The sequence below is a fragment of the Chryseobacterium sp. OV279 genome, assembly GCF_900128945.1.
Taxonomy (GTDB): Bacteria; Bacteroidota; Bacteroidia; order Flavobacteriales; family Weeksellaceae; genus Chryseobacterium.
The window spans coordinates 572529-593717 of sequence record NZ_FQUD01000003.1 but is presented as its reverse complement, the minus strand read 5'-3'; the positions used below and the strand labels follow the sequence as shown (position 1 = coordinate 593717).

21 protein-coding genes are annotated in these 21189 nt (G+C 37.5%); 9 read left to right on the top strand and 12 right to left on the bottom strand.

Annotated elements, in window-relative coordinates:
* Positions 1-160: 160 nt before the first annotated feature.
* Positions 161-370: a hypothetical protein gene (locus tag BUA72_RS15065; protein ID WP_047455719.1), complete on the bottom strand. Its 210-nt coding sequence runs from the start codon at positions 368-370 to the stop codon at positions 161-163.
* An 86-nt stretch (positions 371-456) separates the two neighbouring features.
* Positions 457-1344 carry a DMT family transporter gene (locus BUA72_RS15060; RefSeq protein ID WP_139259622.1) on the bottom strand — a complete coding sequence of 296 codons (888 nt, stop codon included), beginning with the start codon at positions 1342-1344 and terminating at the stop codon, positions 457-459.
* A gap of 93 nt (positions 1345-1437) precedes the next feature.
* Between BUA72_RS15060 and BUA72_RS15055 the strand changes: the two genes are divergently transcribed.
* Positions 1438-2850, top strand: coding sequence for an aminotransferase-like domain-containing protein (locus BUA72_RS15055; RefSeq protein WP_072923658.1), 1413 nt, complete (start codon positions 1438-1440; stop codon positions 2848-2850).
* A 2-nt stretch (positions 2851-2852) separates the two neighbouring features.
* Here the strand turns inward: BUA72_RS15055 and BUA72_RS15050 are convergent, their stop codons facing one another.
* The 5 genes from BUA72_RS15050 to BUA72_RS15030 form a co-directional block, all read right to left on the bottom strand.
* Positions 2853-3446 (bottom strand): Crp/Fnr family transcriptional regulator, encoded by a 594-nt coding sequence (locus BUA72_RS15050; protein WP_034730236.1) that lies wholly within the window; start codon positions 3444-3446, stop codon positions 2853-2855.
* The gene (gene ytxJ / locus BUA72_RS15045; RefSeq protein ID WP_047455723.1) at positions 3446-3823 is read right to left on the bottom strand and encodes a bacillithiol system redox-active protein YtxJ; all 378 of its coding nucleotides are present in this window, start codon (positions 3821-3823) and stop codon (positions 3446-3448) included. The genes BUA72_RS15050 and ytxJ overlap by 1 nt, the downstream gene beginning before the upstream one ends.
* Complete coding sequence (locus BUA72_RS15040; RefSeq protein WP_228407888.1) at positions 3820-4281, bottom strand: DUF1569 domain-containing protein; 462 nt, start codon at positions 4279-4281, stop codon at positions 3820-3822. The genes ytxJ and BUA72_RS15040 overlap by 4 nt, the downstream gene beginning before the upstream one ends.
* On the bottom strand, positions 4275-4811 hold the full coding sequence (locus BUA72_RS15035; RefSeq protein WP_047455725.1) for a YfiT family bacillithiol transferase: 537 nt from the start codon (positions 4809-4811) through the stop codon (positions 4275-4277). Before BUA72_RS15035 ends, BUA72_RS15040 begins: the two co-directional genes overlap by 7 nt.
* A 217-nt stretch (positions 4812-5028) precedes the next feature.
* Positions 5029-6171: a DEAD/DEAH box helicase gene (locus BUA72_RS15030; RefSeq protein ID WP_034730230.1), complete on the bottom strand. Its 1143-nt coding sequence runs from the start codon at positions 6169-6171 to the stop codon at positions 5029-5031.
* A gap of 176 nt (positions 6172-6347) precedes the next feature.
* Here BUA72_RS15030 and pncA point away from each other — a divergent pair, with 176 nt between their 5' ends.
* Together pncA and BUA72_RS15020 are read left to right on the top strand one after the other, a co-directional pair.
* Positions 6348-6953, top strand: coding sequence for a bifunctional nicotinamidase/pyrazinamidase (gene pncA, locus BUA72_RS15025; protein WP_047455730.1), 606 nt, complete (start codon positions 6348-6350; stop codon positions 6951-6953).
* A 203-nt stretch (positions 6954-7156) separates the two neighbouring features.
* Positions 7157-8719, top strand: coding sequence for an amidase (locus BUA72_RS15020; RefSeq protein WP_072923656.1), 1563 nt, complete (start codon positions 7157-7159; stop codon positions 8717-8719).
* Positions 8720-9175: 456 nt separating this feature from the next.
* On the opposite strand, the gene BUA72_RS15015 is transcribed toward BUA72_RS15020, so the two are convergent.
* Positions 9176-10363 (bottom strand): pseudouridine synthase, encoded by a 1188-nt coding sequence (locus BUA72_RS15015; RefSeq protein ID WP_047455733.1) that lies wholly within the window; start codon positions 10361-10363, stop codon positions 9176-9178.
* Between the two features lie 102 nt (positions 10364-10465).
* Here BUA72_RS15015 and aroB point away from each other — a divergent pair, with 102 nt between their 5' ends.
* Entirely contained in the window at positions 10466-11512 is a 1047-nt protein-coding gene (aroB, locus tag BUA72_RS15010) for a 3-dehydroquinate synthase (protein ID WP_047455735.1), read from the top strand.
* A gap of 135 nt (positions 11513-11647) precedes the next feature.
* Here the strand turns inward: aroB and BUA72_RS15005 are convergent, their stop codons facing one another.
* On the bottom strand, positions 11648-12403 hold the full coding sequence (locus BUA72_RS15005; protein WP_072923654.1) for a hypothetical protein: 756 nt from the start codon (positions 12401-12403) through the stop codon (positions 11648-11650).
* Positions 12404-12795: 392 nt separating this feature from the next.
* Between BUA72_RS15005 and BUA72_RS15000 the strand changes: the two genes are divergently transcribed.
* The 5 genes from BUA72_RS15000 (at position 12796) to BUA72_RS14975 (ending at position 17440) form a co-directional block, all read left to right on the top strand.
* The gene (locus BUA72_RS15000) at positions 12796-13431 is read left to right on the top strand and encodes a porin family protein (protein WP_047455738.1); all 636 of its coding nucleotides are present in this window, start codon (positions 12796-12798) and stop codon (positions 13429-13431) included.
* Between the two features lie 327 nt (positions 13432-13758).
* The gene (locus BUA72_RS14995; RefSeq protein WP_072923653.1) at positions 13759-14448 is read left to right on the top strand and encodes a porin family protein; all 690 of its coding nucleotides are present in this window, start codon (positions 13759-13761) and stop codon (positions 14446-14448) included.
* A 181-nt stretch (positions 14449-14629) separates the two neighbouring features.
* Complete coding sequence (locus BUA72_RS14990) at positions 14630-15313, top strand: porin family protein (protein ID WP_072923651.1); 684 nt, start codon at positions 14630-14632, stop codon at positions 15311-15313.
* A 793-nt stretch (positions 15314-16106) separates the two neighbouring features.
* Positions 16107-16286 (top strand): hypothetical protein, encoded by a 180-nt coding sequence (locus BUA72_RS14980; RefSeq protein WP_072923648.1) that lies wholly within the window; start codon positions 16107-16109, stop codon positions 16284-16286.
* 446 nt (positions 16287-16732) lie between these two features.
* Positions 16733-17440, top strand: a complete 708-nt coding sequence (locus tag BUA72_RS14975; protein WP_051891324.1) for a porin family protein — start codon at positions 16733-16735, stop codon at positions 17438-17440.
* A gap of 271 nt (positions 17441-17711) precedes the next feature.
* On the opposite strand, the gene BUA72_RS14970 is transcribed toward BUA72_RS14975, so the two are convergent.
* From BUA72_RS14970 to purC, 3 genes are all read right to left on the bottom strand, one after another.
* The gene (locus BUA72_RS14970) at positions 17712-18659 is read right to left on the bottom strand and encodes a glycerophosphodiester phosphodiesterase family protein (protein WP_072924119.1); all 948 of its coding nucleotides are present in this window, start codon (positions 18657-18659) and stop codon (positions 17712-17714) included.
* A 144-nt stretch (positions 18660-18803) separates the two neighbouring features.
* Positions 18804-20303, bottom strand: coding sequence for an amidophosphoribosyltransferase (purF, locus tag BUA72_RS14965; protein ID WP_034730199.1), 1500 nt, complete (start codon positions 20301-20303; stop codon positions 18804-18806).
* Between the two features lie 147 nt (positions 20304-20450).
* Positions 20451-21170, bottom strand: a complete 720-nt coding sequence (gene purC / locus BUA72_RS14960) for a phosphoribosylaminoimidazolesuccinocarboxamide synthase (RefSeq protein ID WP_034730194.1) — start codon at positions 21168-21170, stop codon at positions 20451-20453.
* Positions 21171-21189: the final 19 nt, after the last annotated feature.

The following is a 21189-nucleotide window of genomic DNA, read 5'->3' as shown; positions in this document are numbered from 1 at the left end:
TAAATTATTAGTTGAATTTTCAATACAAATATTATTCATAAATTAAAATATCAGCAAAAAATGAAATTATAACACACGAAACCGATCCTCTCAGTAAGCCGGAGGATATTAAAACCCGCTTTAATACAAAAACGGGTTTTAAAAATCTATGACGGTAAAATTATTTCTTAATCACTTTTGCAGTGTCCACTTCTTTGGCAGCAGTGTCTTTCATATGTAAAGTATCGGAAGGCATAGGAGCAGCAAGTGTATCAGCAGGCATGGTATCAATAACCACACTGTCTGTTTTTGTGGAAGTATCCACTTTAGTTTCTTTTTTGCAGCTCATTACAGTAAAGCCCAAAGACACAAGTAAAATAGCGTATTTCATAATTATTATATTTTGTAGTTGTGTCCAAATATAATTCAATTCCAAAATGTCATTTTATGATCAGAATCATAATGTTTTATTTTTGATTATTTCACAAATTTCTTCGTTCCTGCAACACATAAGATAACACCAATAGTAACCACCACCATTCCTATGCTTACCTGCTCATGAAGGAAGTATGCAGCAAGGCCTAATCCAAAGAAAGGCTGCAACAGCTGAAGCTGTCCTACAGTGGCAATACCACCCTGCGCCAGGCCTTTGTACCAGAATATAAATCCAATGAACATACTGAAAAGTGAAATATATGCCATTCCAAACCAGCCCTGAAAACTCACTGTTTCAATATTTTCGGGAAAATAGATGAAAAATAAAGGAATCATCAGCGGTAAAGCCAACACCAGCGCCCAGGAAATCACCTGCCAACCGCCTAATGTTTTGGAAAGCTTTGCCCCTTCTGCGTAGCCCATTCCACATAAAATAACAGCCAGCAGCATCAGAACATCGCCCACAGGGGAAGCTGAAATTCCTTGTGAAACGGCATATCCGATCACTAAAAGACTTCCGACAACCGAAAAAAACCAAAATACAGGATGCGGCCGTTCGCCACCACGCAAAACTCCAAATACAGCAGTTGCCAATGGAAGCATTCCCAAAAATACGATAGAATGTGCCGAAGTCAAGTACTGAAGGGCCAGCGCAGAAAGAAGCGGAAAACCTACCACACAACCAATGGAAACAAGCAACAACGGAAACAACTGTTTCTTTTCAGGACGTTTTTCTTTACCAATCCATAACACCATCAAAGCTAATATCCCTGCAACAGCTGCACGCACTATCGTTACAAAAATAGGGCTCATTTCCATGACGGCTAATTTGGTTGCCGGTAGTCCTCCGCTAAACAGAACGACCCCAATAAAACCGTTGATCCATCCGTTTAAGCTTTCGTCTTTAACTACTATTTTATCTGTCATCATTGTACTATTTATTTAATACGTCAAAATTAGAAAGATGAAATAAATAAACACAGTCTCAGTTTTGTATATTTGCATGAGCACAGTTACAAAAATATGAACAGAGAATTTATATACAATGAGATCGCAGACGGAATAGCTTCCCAGATCAGGGATGGTGTATTGAAAGCCGGAGATAAGCTTCCTTCGGTAAGAATGATGTGTCAGGAACATCAGGTAAGCATGAATACAGCCAAACGTGTGTTCCTGGAACTGGAATCCCAGTCGCTGATAGAATCCAAACCGCAGTCCGGTTATTTTGTCAGCAGATTAATGTCTGTCAAGCTGCCTCTTTCCGAAGTGAGCCGCCCATCGCTAATGGCTAATAATAATGAGCCGGACGAACTCATCAGTAAGGTTTACGAGAATATGGGTAAAAAAGGAATCACTTTCTTCTCTATCGGAATTCCTTCAGGAGACCTTCTGCCACAGGCTAAATTAAAGAAAGAGATCATTAATGCCACCCGCGAATTAAAAGATGGCGGAACGGAATATGAAGAACTTCAGGGAAATTTAAAGCTCCGGAGAATGATTGCTGTGCGGTCCCTTCAATGGGGCGGAAACCTCAGTGAAAATGATCTCGTGACCACCAATGGCGGGATGAATGCCCTTTCCTTCTGTCTTATGGCTTTGGGAAAACCCGGCGATACAATAGCCATTGAAAGTCCCTGTTATCCGGGAATTCTTCAGCTGGCAAACGGTTTGGGCTTAAATGTACTTGAACTTCCCACACACCCGACCACAGGTATTGAAATTGAAGCGTTGAGAAAAGTAATTCCCAAAATCAATCTGTGTTTATTAATTCCAAATTTCAACTCCCCGCTGGGAAGCTGTATGCCGGATGAAAATAAAAAAGAAATTGTAAGAATTCTGTCTGAAAATAATATTCCTCTGATTGAGGATGATGTGTATGGGGATCTTTATTTTGGCTCTACCCGTCCGAAATGTTGTAAATCTTTTGACAAGGATGGAAATGTTCTGTATTGCAGCTCAATTTCAAAGACATTGGCTCCCGGATACCGCGTCGGATGGATTGCTCCGGGCCGTTATAAAGACAAGATCATGAAACTTAAACTGCTTCATTCTACTTCTTCCATTTCTATTGTGAATGAAGCGGTTGCCAATTTTCTCAAATCAGGACGTTATGAGAAGCACCTTCAGCAGATGAGAAAGGCCGTTCAGAGTAATTATCAGAATTATGTGCAGACCATCGCCGATTATTTCCCTGAAGGTACAAAAACCAGCCGTCCACAGGGAGGTCTGTCTCTCTGGATAGAATTTGATAAAAAGATCCGGACCACTGAGCTGTATGATCTGGCGATTAAACAAAACATCAGCATTGCACCCGGCAGGATGTTTACCCTCCAGGATCAGTTTGAAAACTGCATGCGTCTCTGCATCGGACTACCATGGACGGAGGAAACAAAGCTCTGCCTACAGCAGGTCGGAAATCTTGCGAAAAAGATCTGATATTATTTATCCGGAACGAAATTTTTCCTGGCCAGTTCTTTTCTTACCCGGCTTAAGCTCTCCGGTGTGATGCCAAGATAAGAAGCGATCATCCATTGTGGGACTCTGAGAAGAAGATCCGGGTACATTTTGATGAATTTCATATACCTTTCTTCCGCCGTTTCGCCCAATAGAGAATTGATCCTGTTCTGCAGACTTCTGATGTGTTTCTGCAACAGGAAATCACTTCTTTCGATACTGTTCGGGAACTGTTCTACCAGTTTGTTGAAGAAATCGGGATGAAGAAACAAAACTTCCGTGTCTTCCACCGCTTCTATATAGTAAATGGATTTTTCGTTAAAATATAAACTGCTTCGGTCAGAAATCAGCCAGCTTTCAGGAGCGAACTGTATGATGTGTTCTTTCCCGTTTTTATCGATGGAATACATCTTTAAAAGCCCTTTTTCTACAAAGAATATATGCCTGCATATTTCACCATACTGTAAAAGAAACTGGTTTTTAGGTATTTTCTTTACTTCATAGTGTAAGCTGCACATGTTCACTTTTTCTATGGGAACATTGAGTACTTTAGCTAAATACGTGTTGATATTCTTCATTATACAATCTGGCTTATGGATATATCTTCGTGCGAAGCGCTGTTGATCACCTTCCCGTCTTCAATGATGATCAGCTGCGGGCTTTCATGCCTGATTTCAAGATCCCTGGATATTTTATTTGAAATCGCTCTGTGTTCCAGCAAATCTAGGTAATATAAATCCAGTTTATGATCTAAATTATCTATTTCTCTTTCAAAGTTTTTCAATACCGTTTTGCTGATGAAGCATCGTGTTGAATGTTTGAAGATAGCTATTGTATGGTGATACGAACTTTCAATGGCTTGGGCCAGATCTTCCTCAGATTCTATATTTTTCCAGAAAGATTTACGTTCAGGGGTGCTTTCTTTTCCTCCGAATATTTTATCAAAAAAACTCATACATTAAATTGTTTTAAATGATGATCAAGATGTTTGTACTCTAAAAATCCCCAGTCCTTTTCAGTCATTGTACCGAATAATCTGTGGTGGTCCGGAAGTTCTTTATGTTCAGATGCCGTCCGGAAATCCTTCAGTGTATTCAGCAGATTGGTTTTTGATTCATCAAAATCACATTCAAAATTAACGATTAGTTTTTGAAAAGTGGGCATGTTTCGGGGAATTCCGTTGTTAAAGACCTGCATTTCTATTTTGGTCGCTGCTCCTATCGTCTGGAAAAGGACGTTAATGTGAGGAAGTACAATTTTCCTCAAAGGTACCTTAAGGACAAGCTCACAGTGCTTTAACATCTGGGAAACATTCATTTTCCCCCACCTTTTCGGAGCGTTTTTATTAAGCATGGAAATCCTTTGAATGATCTCTTCAAAATAAACCGGATCGTGCAGACTCTTTTTTACCACCCTTTTTCCTTCTTCAGATTTTCGATGTGAGCAAAATGATGGTTGCAGTGCCAAACATATAAAGCAAGATAATTTCTCAGATCATAATTCTGATTTTGCTCGGGGTGATGAAAAGTCCTCTCGAACTGTTTATTGGTAAGGGTTTTAAGCAAAGCAGCCCATCTCTGGTGCGTTCCTTTAATCATTCTCATAGCCGGTTTTATCGGCATATTCACACTGTCCTGAAGTTCTGCCCATTTGGCCTCGTCATAAGGTCTTATAGTAGGATTATCCTCCGTTAATGCCAGTTTAAGACGTATAAAACTGTTGATATGACTGTCTGCAATGTGGTTGACAAGCTGTCTTACCGTCCATCCTCCTTCTCTGTAAGGGGTGTCCAACTGATCATCAGAGAGGTCTTCTATCAAGGTTTTAAGCTTTTCAGGAAAGTTTTTGATGACTTTAATGTATTCATCAAGTTTAATATCGCAGATGTTCTCAGGCTGTTGGTACTCACCTATCGGAAACCTCTTCTGTTCTAAGTTGCTCATTTTGTTAATTTTAATTTTTAAAGTCTCAGTTTTTGTCCGGTCATTATTTTTTGGACGTTGTGTAGATGGCAGTTTTTGTAAATTTATCAAAAATCCAAGAATCTAAAATGAAAAAAGCGTTAATTATGCTTATTATCCTATAGAAATCCGGAATAATTTACTGATAAAAAAAGCTCCAATTCTATTAAAATTGAAGCTTATTATTTAAATCACTGTGCTAGTAACCGTGCAAATCAATGCCCTCGGTTCTTTGTAACGTTATTTTCTTACCCATTTTCTTTTGAATCACTCTGAAGTGTTGCAGTTCGTCATCCGTCAGAATATTGATCGCCGTTCCTTTTTCATTGGCACGACCTGTTCTACCAATACGGTGAATATAATCTAACGGCGAACGCGGTAACTCATAATTGATCACACATGGTAAAGACTCGATGTGGATACCACGGCCAATAAGATCTGTAGCTACTAAAATCTGAGCTCCGTTTACTTTAAACTCTTCCAGATTATTTCTACGGGCACCCTGTGATTTCTGACTGTGAATGGCTACTGCCTTAATTTTATTCTTTTTAAGTTTTTCCACTAAATTATCCGCAGATCTTGTAGAAGATACAAAGATCAATGCTTTCTCCACTTTCTTTTCCTTAATTAAATAACGCAAGAAAGGTCCTTTGTTTTCAGGAGAAACGTGATAGGCCAGTTGTTCGATATTATCAATTTCAACTTCCTCTTTTTTAATCTCAATCATTGTAGGATTAATGGACAAACGTTCCTTCATTTCAGCTACTTTATCATTTAAAGTCGCCGAAAACAAAGTTGTTTGCCTTCCGACAGGCATCAGAGCAAAAAGTTTATTCATTTCCTCTCCAAAACCTAGCTGAAACATTTTATCCGCTTCATCAATAACCAAATGCTGAATTCCTGAAATACTTAACGCATTATGATCAATCAAATCCAATAAACGGCCTGGTGTCGCGATAAGAACTTCCACCCCAAACATTCCTTTCATCTGCGGATTGATGGAAACCCCTCCATAAACCGCCATCGTACGGATCTCACGCTTCAGATTATCTGTAAAAGCTCTGAAAACTTCATCAATCTGAATCGCCAGTTCACGTGTAGGAACCAGTATTAACACCTGAACATTACGGTCTTTTTTAACTTCTGCGTTTTGTAATTTCTCTAAAATAGGCATCACAAAACAAGCTGTTTTTCCGGAACCGGTCTGTGCAATTCCCATCAGATCTTTTCCCTGCAAAATAACAGGAATAGCCTGCTCCTGAATCGGGAACGGCTTCAGATACCCTAATTTATTGACAGAACGAATAATATTGTGTGATAATCCTAACGACTCAAATGACATAAAATACTTATTTCCTGCAAAGATAAGCTATTGATATTTGGTTTATAACCTGAAACCCAATACTGATTGCAATTATTTTCTTTTTAGGGCGAAAAATTTATATTGCCGATTTGTCCGATAATTCAGTTTTGGACGATTTTTTGAGTATTTTTATCCAAAATTCGAGAAATCTCAATATGAAAAAAGCGTTAATAATCGTAGATGTACAGAATGATTTCTGTGAAGGCGGCGCATTAGCAGTTCCGGAAGCGAATGAAGTGATTCCATACATCAATCTTCTGATGGAGGAAAATGAATATGATCAAATCGTTCTTACTCAGGACTGGCATCCTGCCAATCATAAAAGTTTTGCCAGCAATAACAACAGAAAAGTCGGTGAAAGTATTATCCTGAATGGTGTTCCCCAGTTTATGTGGCCGGATCACTGTGTCCAGGGAACTTTCGGGGCAGAATTCCATAAAGACTTAAACAGAGATAAAGTCACCCATATCATTCAAAAAGGAAAAAACACTGAGATCGACAGCTACAGTGGGTTTCAGGACAACAATCACTTTATGAAAACAGGGCTTGATGATTTCCTTAAATACCATGAGATCCAATTACTTGAAGTGGTAGGTCTTGCGATGGATTATTGTGTGAAATTCACCTGTACAGATGCAGTAGCCAACGGATATATCACTTGTCTTCACTTTAATGGAACCAAAGCGGTTAACGTAAAGCCGGAGAATGGCAGAGATGCTATTTATGAAATGATCCAGAAGGGGGTTACAATTTTGGGATAATTTTTTGATGAATTATCAATGATGAATTATGAGTGATACGTTTTTGGAGTATCCAGATAACTTTCTCCTTATAATTGTATTTAAATAATAAAGACGCAGATTTTTCTGCGTCTTTTTTGTGCCTGCTTACACTGTTCTTATTAACTCATCACTTCAAACCCCAGTTTTCAGATAATTATCTATATTTGAAAGAAATACGCCGAATGAAAAAAAGCATTGTATTGGCAGCATTTTTCACTGCTGTTCTGGGAAAAGCTCAAAACACAACCCATAATGAATTTAAATATCTGGAATATGATATCCAGAAAATTCAAAGTCTTTACAAAGGTCAAAAAACTACCGTAAAAGAAGTCGTAGAGGCTTATCTGAAGCGCATCAATGATGTTGATAAAAACGGAGTCAAGCTTAATTCAATTATCACGGTCAATCCGGATGCGGTCAGAATTGCAGATTCTTTAGATCATATCGGTTCAAAATTTAAAGATAAACCGTTGTTTGGGATCCCTGTTTTATTGAAAGACAATATAGATACCCGCGATAAAATGCCGAATACTGCAGGATCTTTAGCATTAAAGAATTCTTTTCCGCTGCAGGACAGTTATCTGGTTAAAAAATTAAGAGAAGCCGGCGCCGTCATCATCGGAAAAACGAATCTCAGCGAATGGGCCAACTTCCGGGGAATGAAATCTACCAGCGGCTGGAGTGGACTCGGTGGCCTGACAAAAAATCCATATATTTTAGATAGAAATACCTGCGGATCCAGTGCAGGTTCCGGAGCCGCCATTTCTGCCAATCTGGGAATTGTGGCTATTGGTACGGAAACCAACGGATCTATCGTCTGTCCTTCCAGTATCAATGGAATTGTTGGGTTAAAACCAACGGTCGGGTTGATTTCAAGACAGGGAATCATCCCTATTTCAAGCACACAGGACACGCCGGGACCTATGGCAAGAACCGTGAAAGACGTTGCGATAAGTTTGGGAACTATGGTAGGTGAAGATAAAAATGACGTGAAAACCTTTGGAAATACTCCATTTCTTCATAAAGACTACACCCCATTCCTGAATTTAAAAGGATTGAAAGGAAAAAGATTAGGATACGTAAAAGGAATCACCAACGGTGCCAGCAAAAAAGTGGATGAACTGTTTTTACAGACCTTAAAGGTTTTGGAAAGTCAGGGAGCTGTTATGGTAGAAATAGAAAAAGATCTGCTTTCAGGAGAAGTATATGAAAAATCTCTGGAACTGATGATTGATGAATATAAAGATGGGATCAACGATTATCTTGCCTCACTGGGTAAAAATGCACCAGTAAAAAATATAGACGAACTGATTGCTTTCAATAAAAATAATAAAGAAGAGCTAAAATATTTCGGACAGGAATATCTGGAAATGGCTGCAAAAAGTAAAGGCACCAAAGAAGAAGGTTATGCCAAAGCCGTAAAAACAGCACAGGAAGGCAGCCGTGAGAAGGGAATTGATCTCGCTATGAAAAAGTATAATCTGGATGCGGTCATTTCCCCAACAACAACGGAAGCCTGGAAAACCGATTTGAAAAACGGAGATCATTACACGTTCGGAAGTGCAGATGCGGCAGCCATTGCGGGATATCCAAGCATTACGCTGACCATGGGCTATATCGACGGACTTCCTGTCGGGATTTTATTTTCTGCCGAAAAATGGAGTGAAGGAAAACTGATTAATATGGCTTATACTTTTGAACAGGTGAGTCCGCAGAGGAAGGTTCCGCAGTTTTTGAAGGAATAACAGGTTGTGGGTTCTGAGAAGATAAGGGTTTTAGTTTGACTTAAAGTTTAATGGGATTAATTTAAAAACTTGAGGAGCGCATAAGCTTTTTTCACGCAAAGGTCTATTTTAATACCGATGATTTAAGGCTGCAAAGAAGGAATCAATTTCATTGATTCGATTAAGCGGATGTTGTAAACCGATCGCTTCATAAGTGACGCAGTCAAAGTCTTTGCCTTCCTCAAAACTAAACGTCAACAAGATGAAGCTTTGCGTTAAAAAATTTTACCCGCTCCTCAAGCTTTGCAGTTGATCCGTTTTTATTATATAAAAAACAAAAAAGCGCGGAAATAAAATTTCCACGCTTTTTGTACTTTATAATTCTCTTCTAATGCTTAGAATTTAGCTTTCTATTGTGATTCATAACCCAAATCCCGACATCTCGAAACTCCGTACTACGAATCCCACAACGGGCTATTAAAGCATTTTAAGATTATTAACTTCCAGTTCTGTAAGGATTCTCCAGTGTCCACGTTTGATGTTTTTCTTCGTCATTCCGGCAAACATTACTCTGTCCAAAGCTTCCACTTCGTATCCAAGTCTTTGGAAAATTCTTCTGATAACACGGTTCCATCCGATATGAATTTCAATTCCGATTTCATTTTTAGGTTTCCCTTCAATGAATGAAATCTGATCTACTACCGCGATTCCTTCGTCTAGACGAATTCCTTCTACGATAAGTCTCATGTCTTCATTGGTCAGTTTTTTATCCAGTGTCACATGATAGATCTTTTTAGCATCAAAAGATGGATGCGTCAGTTTTTTTGTCATGTGTCCGTCATTCGTTAAAAGAATAACTCCGGTTGTAGAACGGTCAAGTCTTCCAACAGGGAAAAGACGGTACGGTGATGCATTGGCTACCAGATCCATTACGGTTTTTCTGGCTTTGTCATCTTTAGTGGTAGAAATATATCCTTTCGGTTTATTTAAAAGCACATATACCGGTTTTTCAGGCGTAATACCCTGTCCGTCAAAAACTACTTTATCGGTCTTCTGAACCTGATAGCCCATTTCGTTCACCACTACTCCGTTTACTTCTACCAGCCCCTGCGTGATCAGTTCGTCAGCTTCTCTTCTGCTGCAGATCCCGGAGTTTGCGATATACTTATTAAGACGGATGGTGTCTTTATGAACATCTTTTTCAATCTTGTTTAACCTTCTTTTCTGTACAAAAGATCTTGCCTTATCTTCATTTTTGTCATCGCCGGAAGATGGTCTTCTTCCGTATTTCAGGCTGCCTCTTTCATACTTGTCTCTGGTATCAAAACTCTTTGCCCCTGCTCTTTTTGCAGCCGGTTTCCCGAAAGTCTTTCTCTCACGTCCTTCACTTGAATTGGTGATGAAAGCTCTGCTTGCCGTTTTTTCACCAGCTTCTTCATCGCTGCTTTTGGCACTGTCATCACTTCTTTTGAAAGGTTTCTGTCCGAACTTTGAATTACTGCCTTTACTGTCGAAATTTCTTTCGCCTGCTTTAGGAAAAGGTTTCTTAAAAGGTTTTGATCCTGAAGAATTTCCAGATCTGGAAGCACGAGAATCATCAGAATTGTTTCTTGTTGAAGTTCTTGGTCTTTTTGGTCTTTCTGAATTATTATTATCTCTGCTCATTTCTAAAAATTTCTGCAAAGATAGTAATTTAGTTACGAGTTAAAAATTAAGAATCATAACTTTGCAGAATAGTTTTATTTTAATTTTAAAGAAACTCCAATAATGATAACAATATTAAACGATGATTTTTCTCAATTAAACAGTTTTCTACACGAAAAATCTTTCAGTAAAATCTTTATTTTAGTTGATGAAAACACCCATGAATATTGTCTTCCTGTCCTTTTGGGCAATATGGAAACAGACTTAGGTTTTGAAATTTTAGAGATTGAAGCAGGTGAGGAAATGAAAAATATCCAGACGGCGAATCAGCTTTGGGAAATTCTTACAGAAATGCAGGCGGACAGAAAAGCATTGGTCATCAATCTTGGTGGCGGTGTGATCACAGATATGGGTGGTTTTATTGCATCTACCTATAAAAGAGGGGTTCAGTTCATCAATATCCCTACTACCCTTTTATCCATGTGTGATGCTTCTATAGGCGGAAAAACAGGGATAGACCTGATGCATTATAAAAATATGGTGGGAACTTTTGCCTTCCCGGAACAGATCTTTATTTATCCTAAATTTTTAGAAACTCTTCCTTTTAAAGAATTGCGCAGCGGTTTTGCAGAAATGCTGAAACACGGTCTTATCGCTGATAAGGCACATTGGGACAGTTTGATTCAAATACATAAACTGGATGTGGAAACTGTAGTTCCTCATATTCAGACTTCCATGGATATCAAGCAGGATGTTGTAGAAAAGGACTTCCATGAAAAAAATATCAGAAAGACCCTGAATTTTGGACACACAATAGGACATTCAGTAGAGAGCCTTTGCCTGAGCCAGGGAAATCCTATCCTTCACGGGGAGGCAGTCGCTATGGGAATGATCTGCGAGGCGCATCTGGCCCATCTTGAAGATCTTATCACTGAGGAAGATGCCACTTTTATCATCGAAAATATTCAGAGATATTATCCTTACCTTGATATCAGCGACTTTAAGGACGAGCGTATTACGGAACTTCTGCTTAATGATAAAAAGAATTCGGACAGTAAAATCAATTTTTCCCTGCTTACGGGAATAGGATCATGTACGTATGATTATCAGTGCAGTCAGGAAAACATTTTGAAATCTTTAGAATTTTACAGAAAACTGGACAATGTTTAAATACTATCCTTAAGTTTGAATCTGGAAATCATCAAGATACGCCAACTAACCATGTCAAGGTTTTGAACCTTGACATGGTTCTACTAAAGGAAACTATTACAAATTATCAACTTGTACTCCGTCTCCCAGCTTCCATTACTGATTTTCAGATATTTTCAACTGTAAACGTTCTTTAATCGTTTGATAAACCTCTTCCAGCTCGTTGGTATCATTATATAAATAAGGAAGGTAAAAACCTACTCCTTCTACTTTAACTCTTATCTTATTTCCCATCCACTTATCGATTACCATATTGACTGTCAGCTGATCCGTAAAATAGGCTTTCTCCATTTTCGTGCGAAAAAACATAGAGACTGCATGGAAGTTTCGTGTTCCGGTTCCAAAGTCATAGATCGGGAAAAATTCAAAACTATCGTCGTTTATAATAAGCTGTACAATCTTTTTCCGTCGGATGAATAATTTGATCCCGATGAAAATGCTGTACACTGATGCCAGAAATAAAATAATCAGCAAAACCAACATCACAATAAGCGCAGCAGACTTTCCCGTTTGAATTTCTTTTACAATTCCGGGAACCGTGGGAAGTAAAAAATAAATAAAAAACGCGGGCAACACGATCATCACCAGACTGAGCGTTGTGCTTCTGTAAGATGAAATAAAGAACAGTTTCTGTTCGCCAGCATCCCGATGAACTGTCGTCAAAAGTGGAGGAACTGCTGTAAAATAGTCATAGATAAATTTTGCTGTCAAAAGCAGGATCAAAACACCCACGCCTCCCATAATGTAAATAGTAACAGGATAATCAACAATATGTGAAAGCATGACAAACATAGCCACTATTGTCAATCCAACAATGGAAACCATAAACTTTACGATCTTTTTATGTTCCATACTTCAAGTTTTCTTATAGTGCACTAACTATTATTTAGAAATTCAAATGTTCCTTTGCCAAGTTTTCATCAAGCTTAAAAAGCTTAATCTACAATATTACAGCTTATTATGAAATAACATCGTTTTTAATTTATTTTAATAGAATAGTGTACAGTTTTGAAAGGCTCACAATTTAGATTATTTCTAAACAAACGTTTAATAGGGAATATAAAATATTAATAATCAACCAATTAAACATAAATCACCTGAAATCACCACATCTTTCTATACTGACTTTTGTCATGTAAATTATTTTTGGCAAGCAATTTGAAAGATACTCTGCGTTCAACCAAAAAATTGAACGGTAGTAAAATTTAAAATTAAGAATAGTAAAATATTAAAAAATTAAAGTTATGAAAAAGTTAATTTTAGGATTAGCAGTAACTGCAAGTTCACTGGCATTCGCACAACAGACTCCAAAGTCTTCATCTAACCCGGTAACATTTGGTGTAAAAGGTGGGATGAACGTATCTTCTCTTTCTAAAGACGAAGGTTTAGATGATCAAAAATCTAAAATCGGTTTCAATGCAGGTGTATTTGCTAACATTCCAGTTGCAGAATCATTCAGCATTCAGCCGGAGGTTTTATACTCTCAGTATGGTTCAAAATCTGAGTATACTGTATTAGGAAACAAGTATTCTTCTTCAACTAAATTAGATTACATCGCTGTACCGGTAATGTTCCAGTACAACCTTATTCCTAATCTTTTTGTAGAAGCTGGTCCTGAGTTTGGTTTTATGGTGAGTGCAAAAAACAAAATCAAAAATGAAAGTAACGGAAACTCTAGTACTTCTGATAACTACAAAGATGATTTAAAAACATTCAACTTTGGGATCGGTCTTGGAGCAGGATATTACTTCACAGACAACTTCGGAATTACAGCTAGATATGTTGCTGGTTTAACAGACGTAGCTAAAAACAGACCTAACGGATCTGATGCTGTAAGAAACAACACATTCCAGGTAGGATTAGCTTATAAATTCAAATAGTAAGCTTTAACATTCAGATAACAAATTTTATATTCAATAGAAAGCCGGATTATTTATTTAGTCCGGTTTTTTTGTGTGGAAAATTTTCTCCATTCAGCATTTTTGGCAAGAAGTTTGCGTATATCTGAGAAGCCGGAAGACGTTGATGTTTTAGTCAATATCTGAAAGCAAAAAAGTTTCTTCATATACAAATTGATTTCAATAGAAAAGGTCAGGTTTATTCATTTAAGCCTGACCTTTTCGCGTAAAACATGATATTTATCAGTTTAATCCCTTTGGCGGGAATTTTGCTGCAGTGTGGGAACATAAGTTTAAACTTTAAAAATCATGAAAAAACTAATTTTAGGATTAGCATTTGCAGGAAGCCTTTTGGTGAATGCACAGGAAAAAACTAAATCTGCATCTGTATCACCGGTTACTTTCGGAGTTAAAGCTGGATTCAACGCTTCTACCCTTAGTAAAGCTGACCAGTATGACAATGATCAGAAACTGAAGCCAGGTTTTAATGCCGGCGTATTTGTAAACATTCCGGTAGCAGAGAAATTCAGCATTCAGCCTGAACTTCTTTTTAACCAATTGGGTTCAAAAACTGAAGAAAGAGAGGTATACTACAATAATTCTGATAAATACAAAAGAGAAGTTGAGTACAAAAAAACATTGAACTATCTTACGGTTCCTGTAATGGTACAATACAATATCCTTCCTCAGCTTTATGTAGAAGCAGGACCTGAGTTCGGATTTCTTTTAGGAGGAAAAGACAAAGGGGATATTACAACAACTGTAACTTCAGGAAATACTACGACTACACAAACAACAAGCTTTTCTGATAAAATTGTTAAGAATCTTCACAATAAATTCAACTTTGGCATCGGTATCGGAGCGGGATATTATTTTACTCAGAACTTTGGGGTAACCGCCAGATTCACTGCAGGTATTACAGATATTTATAAGGAAAACAGTTCAGATGCCATTAGAAATAATGCATTCCAGGTAGGTGTAGCTTACAAATTCAAATAATCAATATTGATATCATAAAATGCTGGAATTTTATTTAATTCAGTGTTGATAAAAAGATTACAAAAGGTCAGGTTTATTCGTTTAAGCCTGGTCTTTTGATTTATAATAAGACTTTTTTAATTTACTCACTTTGACGGGAATTTTCATTAAAAGCTGAGAAAATAATTTAAACTTTATAATCATGAAAAAAATAATTTTAGGATTGTCCATTTCGCTGAGTGCTCTGGCATTTGCGCAGGAAAAAACAGAAGCTCAATCAAAATCTCCCATTACTTTTGGAGTAAAAGGAGGTATGAACATTTCTACCATTAGCGAAGTATATGACAATGGCTGGATGTATTCTGACCAAAAAGCAAAAATTGGTTTTAATGCCGGAGTTTTTGCCAACATTCCAATCTCAGAAAAATTCAGTCTTCAGCCGGAAATATTATACAGCGGGCTGGGTGCAAAAATAGAAACCAGCAGAATGTTTGATCCCGGCCCTATGACCAAATTAGAAGGAAAGGAAACTCTTTCGTTAAGTTACCTATCCGTACCTGTAATGTTTCAATATAATATCATTCCTGATTTATATGTAGAAGCCGGACCTGAATTTGGGTTTCTTCTAGGCGGAAGATCTAAGGGAGAATGGACTGACACTACAGATAATATCAAGACTACAACAAGCTATTCTGATAAACTTTCAAACGGTTTATTCAATAAATTCAATTTTGGAATCGGGATTGGAGCCGGATATTATTTCACTCAAAATCTTGCAGTGACAGCTAGGTTTACAGCAGGTATTACAGACATCTATAAGCACGGCAATGGAAATGCGGTTAGAAATAATGCATTCCAAGTTGGTTTAGCGTATAAATTCAAATAGAGATATATTATTTTCAAGTTAATGTCGGGTCTTTTCGGAGGTCCGGCATTTTTTATAGACATTAAATAGGACATTAGTATTAGGGAGTATGATGCTATCTGGCTTTCTGTTATCAGGACAGTTAACAGAAAATGTGTTTTTACCTCTAATGGAAAAAAGTCTTTTTTTATCAGTATCTTAACTCATTTAATTGGTAAGAGTCATTATCCTGAAATAAAGCGTTATTTGCTTACGTTGGGACTGTCCACAATTAAATGATTTTAAAATAAATACGATGCTTTTTGCCAAACTTCATATAAAAATAAAGACTATCCTAATTATGCAAAGTATAGCAATGCTAAGTGGCATGACTACGCATCTAATCTGGATAATTAATAATGGATTTTTGTCGGAAAATTATAATGCTCCGTTTTTTACCAGATTTTTTTGGGATAGTTTGACTTTTATTGATCCCATTGCTGCAATCTTATTAATCATCAAGCCCAAAACCGGAATATGGTTGACTTTCGTAATTATTATAGTTGATGTCTTTCACAATTTTATATTATGTTTTAGAAGTATGATTCCGAATTCTAATTATTTCTCTTACTGGATCATTGGCAACTGGATGTTTATGTGTCAGATTTTTTTTCTTGTATTTGTGTCTGTTACCTTTAAAAGTAATTTAAAAGAAGTGAAAATCAGATCTGCAGAGTCATAATACTATAAAGTATCTGGGATTGTTATGTTTTTTTGAGAGGTCGCCTAACACTGAGCTCAGTTCTCTCAACAATTGAGAAATAGAATTATACGCATGAAGAAAAATTTAATAGGTCTATTATATTTATTGATGTTATTGTTTTCATGTAATGACAGTAAAAAAGAGAGCGGGGTAATTGTTGAATCAACAGGCTTTAAGGAAATAACTGGAAAAGCTCAAATTCCAGCTTTTAGAATGCTAACCCATAATGAGCGTGCTCTATTTTGGATTTAAAAATTGCGACTTCACTTAAAAAATTTGGTTAAATTTCTTGTTGGAAAATGCACAGGGTCGCAAAGAAATTCGAAAATATGTTTGCGCCTTCAATATAACATTAATGTACATGGCTTGCTTTTTCTATTTCACTCTTGAAGAAAATAAAAGCTTAGACATCTTCATCAATTATCTTATCTTTTTTTGTCTAATTTTTTCCGGTTTAACACTATGTTAAATCATCAACATAAATGCGTTTTAGCCTAATATCCCAATCAAAAAACTGAATTTCATAATATAATTTTTCATAAAAAATCGTTAAAAGAAGAGAAAAGACAACAGTCAAAACCCTCCCAAAAGCCCTTCAGATAAGGATTTTCCGAGTTTGGCAAGCATTTTGCAAAATAATTCAAGTCTGATTGAAAAACCGGACACGAAGTACAACAGTAAAATTAAAAAATAAAATTATGAAGAAGTTATTTCTAGGGTTGGCAGTTACTGCTGGCATGATGACATTTGCTCAGGAAACAAAAACAGTAACTCCGGAACCTATCAAAAAAGAAAAACAACCGATCAGATTTGGTATCAAAGCAGGGGGAAACTCTTCTTACTTTAGTGAGCAGAAATTAAGCCTTAACAACCAGAAAGTAGGATTCCATGCTGGGGTTTTAGTTAATATTCCAATTTCTCAGAAATTCAGCTTACAACCAGAGGTTTTATATAACCAGTTAGGAGCTAGAAGTGTGATCTCATCTACAGATGTAACTACGGGTGCTACGAACGTTAAAACGAAAAGCGAGTACAAAACTACCATGAACTATATCTCAGTTCCTTTAATGGTACAAATGAGACCTACAGAAAGATTTTATGTAGAGGCAGGTCCTGAATTCAGCTATTTCATCAACGGAAAAAACTCCGGAGACAGCACGATTTCTACGACAACAGGTGGTATTACCACAACTCAGTCGGTATCTAACTCTGAAGACATTAACAAAGATAATGTTAACAAGTTTAATTTAGGATTAGGTTTAGGTCTTGGATATGATATTACTCAAAACCTGGGAATCAACGCAAGATACATCAACAGTCTTACGGATATGAGAAACCAAAAGCCTGAAGGTACAGAACCATTGAACCACAGAGCATTTCAGTTAGGTCTGAATTACAAGTTCTAATAAGAGACAATCAATTATTTAACCTATAGTAAAGTCCGGATTTAAATTTTTAAGTCCGGACTTTCGTTTTTTGATGATGATAGATGTCAGACACCAGATTTCAGATATCAGATATTATCACTGGTGGCTTCGAGGCCCTCAGCCACCAGGTATTTGTCATTCATTCAGCCATTCTGGTGTATTAGATTATGCGCATACTGAAATCCTAAAACTCTCAGACAGTCTAACGCTCAAACCCTAAAACACTCCCACTCTCAAACCTCTTTACCGGTTATTCAAATATCCGCGGATCATCGCTGATCACTCCGTCTATTCCCATATCTTTTAATTCTTTTAATCTTTCTTTGGTATTGACCGTCCATGGGATTACTTTCATCCCTAATGCGTGGCATTCCTGTACCAATTTTGAAGTCACAAGTGTATGTTCAGGACTGTAAATGGTTGGAGTAAAACTCAGAAATTTCATATCTCCTGCCACGCCATTCAAATGGTTCGGATACTGTTTGAATTTTTCGGTGGCTATATTTTCGAAATGAGCCTGTTGTTGCGCTATCTTTTTATCATCCACTTTTTCTACCAGCAGAGCAGTCATGATCTTAGGATATTCTTTATGAATGATTTCCAGTGTTCTGGGATCAAACGACTGAATAATGACCCGGTCCTGAATGCCTTTTTTGAGAATAATCTTCATCATCAGATCTACAAATTCCTTAGGTTCCGGATGAAATATATGATCTGAAAACGGGCGTGTTTTGGTTTCTATATTATAAAAAGGCAGAGGTCTTTTCAGCTCGCGGGAATAAGCCTCACAGGCATCGATTACATCTGCGAAGAGCGGTTTCTGAACCTTCATCTTCTTCTGGTCAGGATAGCGGTCAAGTTTCTTTGAGCCTACGTCAAAGGTCTGAATCTTTGCATAGGACATATCATAAATTTTATAGTAAAACCCGGAGTCTTTAGGAATATAGGTTCCGTTCGGTTTTGTTATTAATTCAGGGGAAAGAAAAGCATCATGAGAAAGGATTACTTTTTTGTCTTTCGTGATCGCAAGGTCCATTTCCAGCGTCGTTACATTCATTTTCAGTGCGTTTTTCATGGCCGGAATTGTATTTTCAGGATATAAGGACTTTCCGCCACGATGCGCCTGATTATCAAAAGTCTGAGAGGAATACCATTGGGCCAGTACCAGAAAAGCACCGGTTAAAAATACGTTCTTCATTTCGCTACATTTTAAGGAAACAAATTTAGAATTTGCCCTTGTACCGTATGATAAAGGAATATTAAGCTTTTGATACATTTATAAAAACAAAAAGAGCCAGACTCAATGTCTGGCTCTTTCTTTTTTATTTCGAATCGTAGATGATTAATTAAATAATTCTATCTCCTCTCCTTTTTCTACCGGATATTCTTCTGTGAAACATCCGAAACAGTGGTTGGAAGATCCTAAAATTTCTTTCAGGTTTTCTGTGCTTAAGAACTCCAAAGAGTCTACACCCAGATAGTCTCTAAGCTCTTCTGTTGTCATATTGGCTGAAATCAGATCATCTTTTGACGGAGTGTCGATTCCTAAGTAGCAAGGAGCAATAATGGGGGGAGAAACACTTCTGAAGTGGATCTCTTTTACGCCTGCATCCTTCAATATTTTCACCAATCTTTTGGAAGTAGTTCCTCTTACGATAGAATCGTCGATGATCACTACTCTTTTATCCTTGATCTCAGAAATGATCGGGTTAAGCTTAAGGTTCACTACCCTTTCTCTCATTTCCTGTGTAGGAACGATAAAACTTCTTCCGATGTATCTGTTTTTGATCAGAACCGGACGGAAAGGTATTCCGGAAGCTTTTGAGAAACCTATGGCAGCCGGAACTCCAGAATCAGGAACCCCGATCACGATATCAGCTTCTACAGGTGCCTGCTCCCAGATCTTTTCACCGGATTTTTCTCTGATTTCATATACGTTGATATTTTCCAAAGTAGAGTCAGGTCTTGCGAAGTAGATGTATTCAAAAGAACAGATTCTCTGCTTTCCTCTTCCTTCATTCACCATATAAGACTGAAGTTTTCCAGGCTCATTTTCATTGGTATAAATGATCTCTCCCGGAAGGATATCACGCACATACTGAGCGCCTACAGCATCTAAAGCAACAGATTCGGAAGCTACCACGTAAGTATTTTCGTCAACAGCTCCTAAAACCAATGGACGGATCCCGTTGAAATCTCTGAATGCAAAGAATTTATTTCTCGTCATCCCTACTACGGAATAAGCACCTTCAATTTTCTCCATGGTGGCTTTGATGGCTCCACGAAGTCCTAAGTCAAGATTTTTCTGGATCAATCTTAAAATAACCTCAGAATCGGAAGTAGCTCTGAAGACAACGCCTTCAGCTTCCAGTTCATTTTTTAATTCTCTCGCATTGGTAAGGTTACCGTTATGCGCTATAGAAAGAATAATCTGGTCGTACTCGTTTTTCGCGAAGAACGGCTGGAAATTATACTTCTTTTTGTCTCCTGCAGTGGTATAACGGGTATGCCCGATTGCAGAATTTCCCATAAAAGCCTCAGGTTCCTGAATTTCTTTATAAACGTCTAAAACCAGTCCTTCGTCTTTCATGTTCGTGATTTTCCCGTCTTTTAAAACGGAAATACCGCAGGCTTCCTGTCCTCTGTGCTGCAGGGCAAAAAGTCCGAACTGTGAAAGCGAAAACGTATCGAGATCATTGTCAGAATACAGTCCGAAGATTCCGCACTCCTCATTGGGAGCATCCAGTCTTTCTTCTTCCTGCGTTCTGAAAAGATTCCTCCCGTAGGTCTGGCCTTTAAACTGTTTTAAATATTCACTTTTATGAATGTCTAAACTTTTCATTTCTATTTTTTCTATTCTAGATCTAAGAAGTCAGATTTCAGATTTCAGACTAAAAACCGACTTCAAATTTTAATTTTGTTTACTAACAAATCATTTTCCAGCGCTTAAAAGTCTAGCATCTGGTGTCTGATATCTGATGTCTAAAATTTACTTACCAAGTAAATTTTTCAGACGGTTGTAGATCTCTACGTAAGCTTCCGTCACTTCTCCAAGATCTCTTCTGAATCTGTCTTTATCCAGTTTCTTCATGGTATCTTTGTCCCAAAGTCTGCATGTATCAGGAGAAATTTCGTCAGCAAGGATGATTTCCCCGTCTGCCGTTTTTCCTAATTCAATTTTGAAATCAACCAGGATGATGTTCATTTTATCAAAAAGATCGATCAGGATTTCGTTGATATCAGAAGTCAGTTCATACATTTCATCCAATTCCTCATACGTTGCTGCTCCTAAGAAAACGGCGTGGTGATCATTGATAAGCGGATCTCCCAACTCGTCTTTTTTGTAGCAGATATCGAAGATGGTCACCGGAGATTTAATTCCTTCTTCCACTCCTAATCTCTGAGCCATACTTCCTGCAGAGTAATTTCTTACCACCATTTCCAATGGAATGATGGATACTTTTTTTACCAGCTGCTCTCTCTCGTCTAATTGTTTGATGAAATGAGTTTTAATCCCTTTTTCATTTAAGTATTCAAAAATCAGCGTGGTGATCGCGTTGTTCATTTCGCCTTTCAAATCAACAGACCCTCTTTTTTGAGCGTTAAATGCTGTAGCGTCGTCTTTAAAACGTACCACTACTTCATTAGGATTATCGGTAGCAAATACCTGTTTTGCTTTACCTTCGTACAACATTTCTTTCTTTTCCATTTCTAAATTCTTGTTAGTT

Excerpts from the sequence above, each read along its gene's own strand:
- ytxJ (WP_047455723.1), bottom strand. The coding sequence starts at position 3,823 with ATGAGTTTTTTTGATAAAATATTCGGAGGAAAAGAAAGCACCCCTGAA.
- BUA72_RS15015 (WP_047455733.1), bottom strand. The coding sequence starts at position 10,363 with ATGAGCAGAGATAATAATAATTCAGAAAGACCAAAAAGACCAAGAACT.
- BUA72_RS14975 (WP_051891324.1), top strand. The coding sequence starts at position 16,733 with ATGAAGAAGTTATTTCTAGGGTTGGCAGTTACTGCTGGCATGATGACA.
- BUA72_RS15005 (WP_072923654.1), bottom strand. The coding sequence starts at position 12,403 with ATGGAACATAAAAAGATCGTAAAGTTTATGGTTTCCATTGTTGGATTG.
- BUA72_RS15000 (WP_047455738.1), top strand. The coding sequence starts at position 12,796 with ATGAAAAAGTTAATTTTAGGATTAGCAGTAACTGCAAGTTCACTGGCA.
- BUA72_RS15050 (WP_034730236.1), bottom strand. The coding sequence starts at position 3,446 with ATGAAGAATATCAACACGTATTTAGCTAAAGTACTCAATGTTCCCATA.
- purF (WP_034730199.1), bottom strand. The coding sequence starts at position 20,303 with ATGAAAAGTTTAGACATTCATAAAAGTGAATATTTAAAACAGTTTAAA.
- BUA72_RS15065 (WP_047455719.1), bottom strand. The coding sequence starts at position 370 with ATGAAATACGCTATTTTACTTGTGTCTTTGGGCTTTACTGTAATGAGC.
- BUA72_RS15035 (WP_047455725.1), bottom strand. The coding sequence starts at position 4,811 with ATGAGCAACTTAGAACAGAAGAGGTTTCCGATAGGTGAGTACCAACAG.
- BUA72_RS15055 (WP_072923658.1), top strand. The coding sequence starts at position 1,438 with ATGAACAGAGAATTTATATACAATGAGATCGCAGACGGAATAGCTTCC.
- BUA72_RS15030 (WP_034730230.1), bottom strand. The coding sequence starts at position 6,171 with ATGTCATTTGAGTCGTTAGGATTATCACACAATATTATTCGTTCTGTC.
- BUA72_RS15020 (WP_072923656.1), top strand. The coding sequence starts at position 7,157 with ATGAAAAAAAGCATTGTATTGGCAGCATTTTTCACTGCTGTTCTGGGA.
- BUA72_RS14980 (WP_072923648.1), top strand. The coding sequence starts at position 16,107 with ATGAAGAAAAATTTAATAGGTCTATTATATTTATTGATGTTATTGTTT.
- BUA72_RS14970 (WP_072924119.1), bottom strand. The coding sequence starts at position 18,659 with ATGAAGAACGTATTTTTAACCGGTGCTTTTCTGGTACTGGCCCAATGG.
- purC (WP_034730194.1), bottom strand. The coding sequence starts at position 21,170 with ATGGAAAAGAAAGAAATGTTGTACGAAGGTAAAGCAAAACAGGTATTT.
- BUA72_RS15060 (WP_139259622.1), bottom strand. The coding sequence starts at position 1,344 with ATGATGACAGATAAAATAGTAGTTAAAGACGAAAGCTTAAACGGATGG.
- BUA72_RS14990 (WP_072923651.1), top strand. The coding sequence starts at position 14,630 with ATGAAAAAAATAATTTTAGGATTGTCCATTTCGCTGAGTGCTCTGGCA.
- BUA72_RS14995 (WP_072923653.1), top strand. The coding sequence starts at position 13,759 with ATGAAAAAACTAATTTTAGGATTAGCATTTGCAGGAAGCCTTTTGGTG.
- pncA (WP_047455730.1), top strand. The coding sequence starts at position 6,348 with ATGAAAAAAGCGTTAATAATCGTAGATGTACAGAATGATTTCTGTGAA.
- aroB (WP_047455735.1), top strand. The coding sequence starts at position 10,466 with ATGATAACAATATTAAACGATGATTTTTCTCAATTAAACAGTTTTCTA.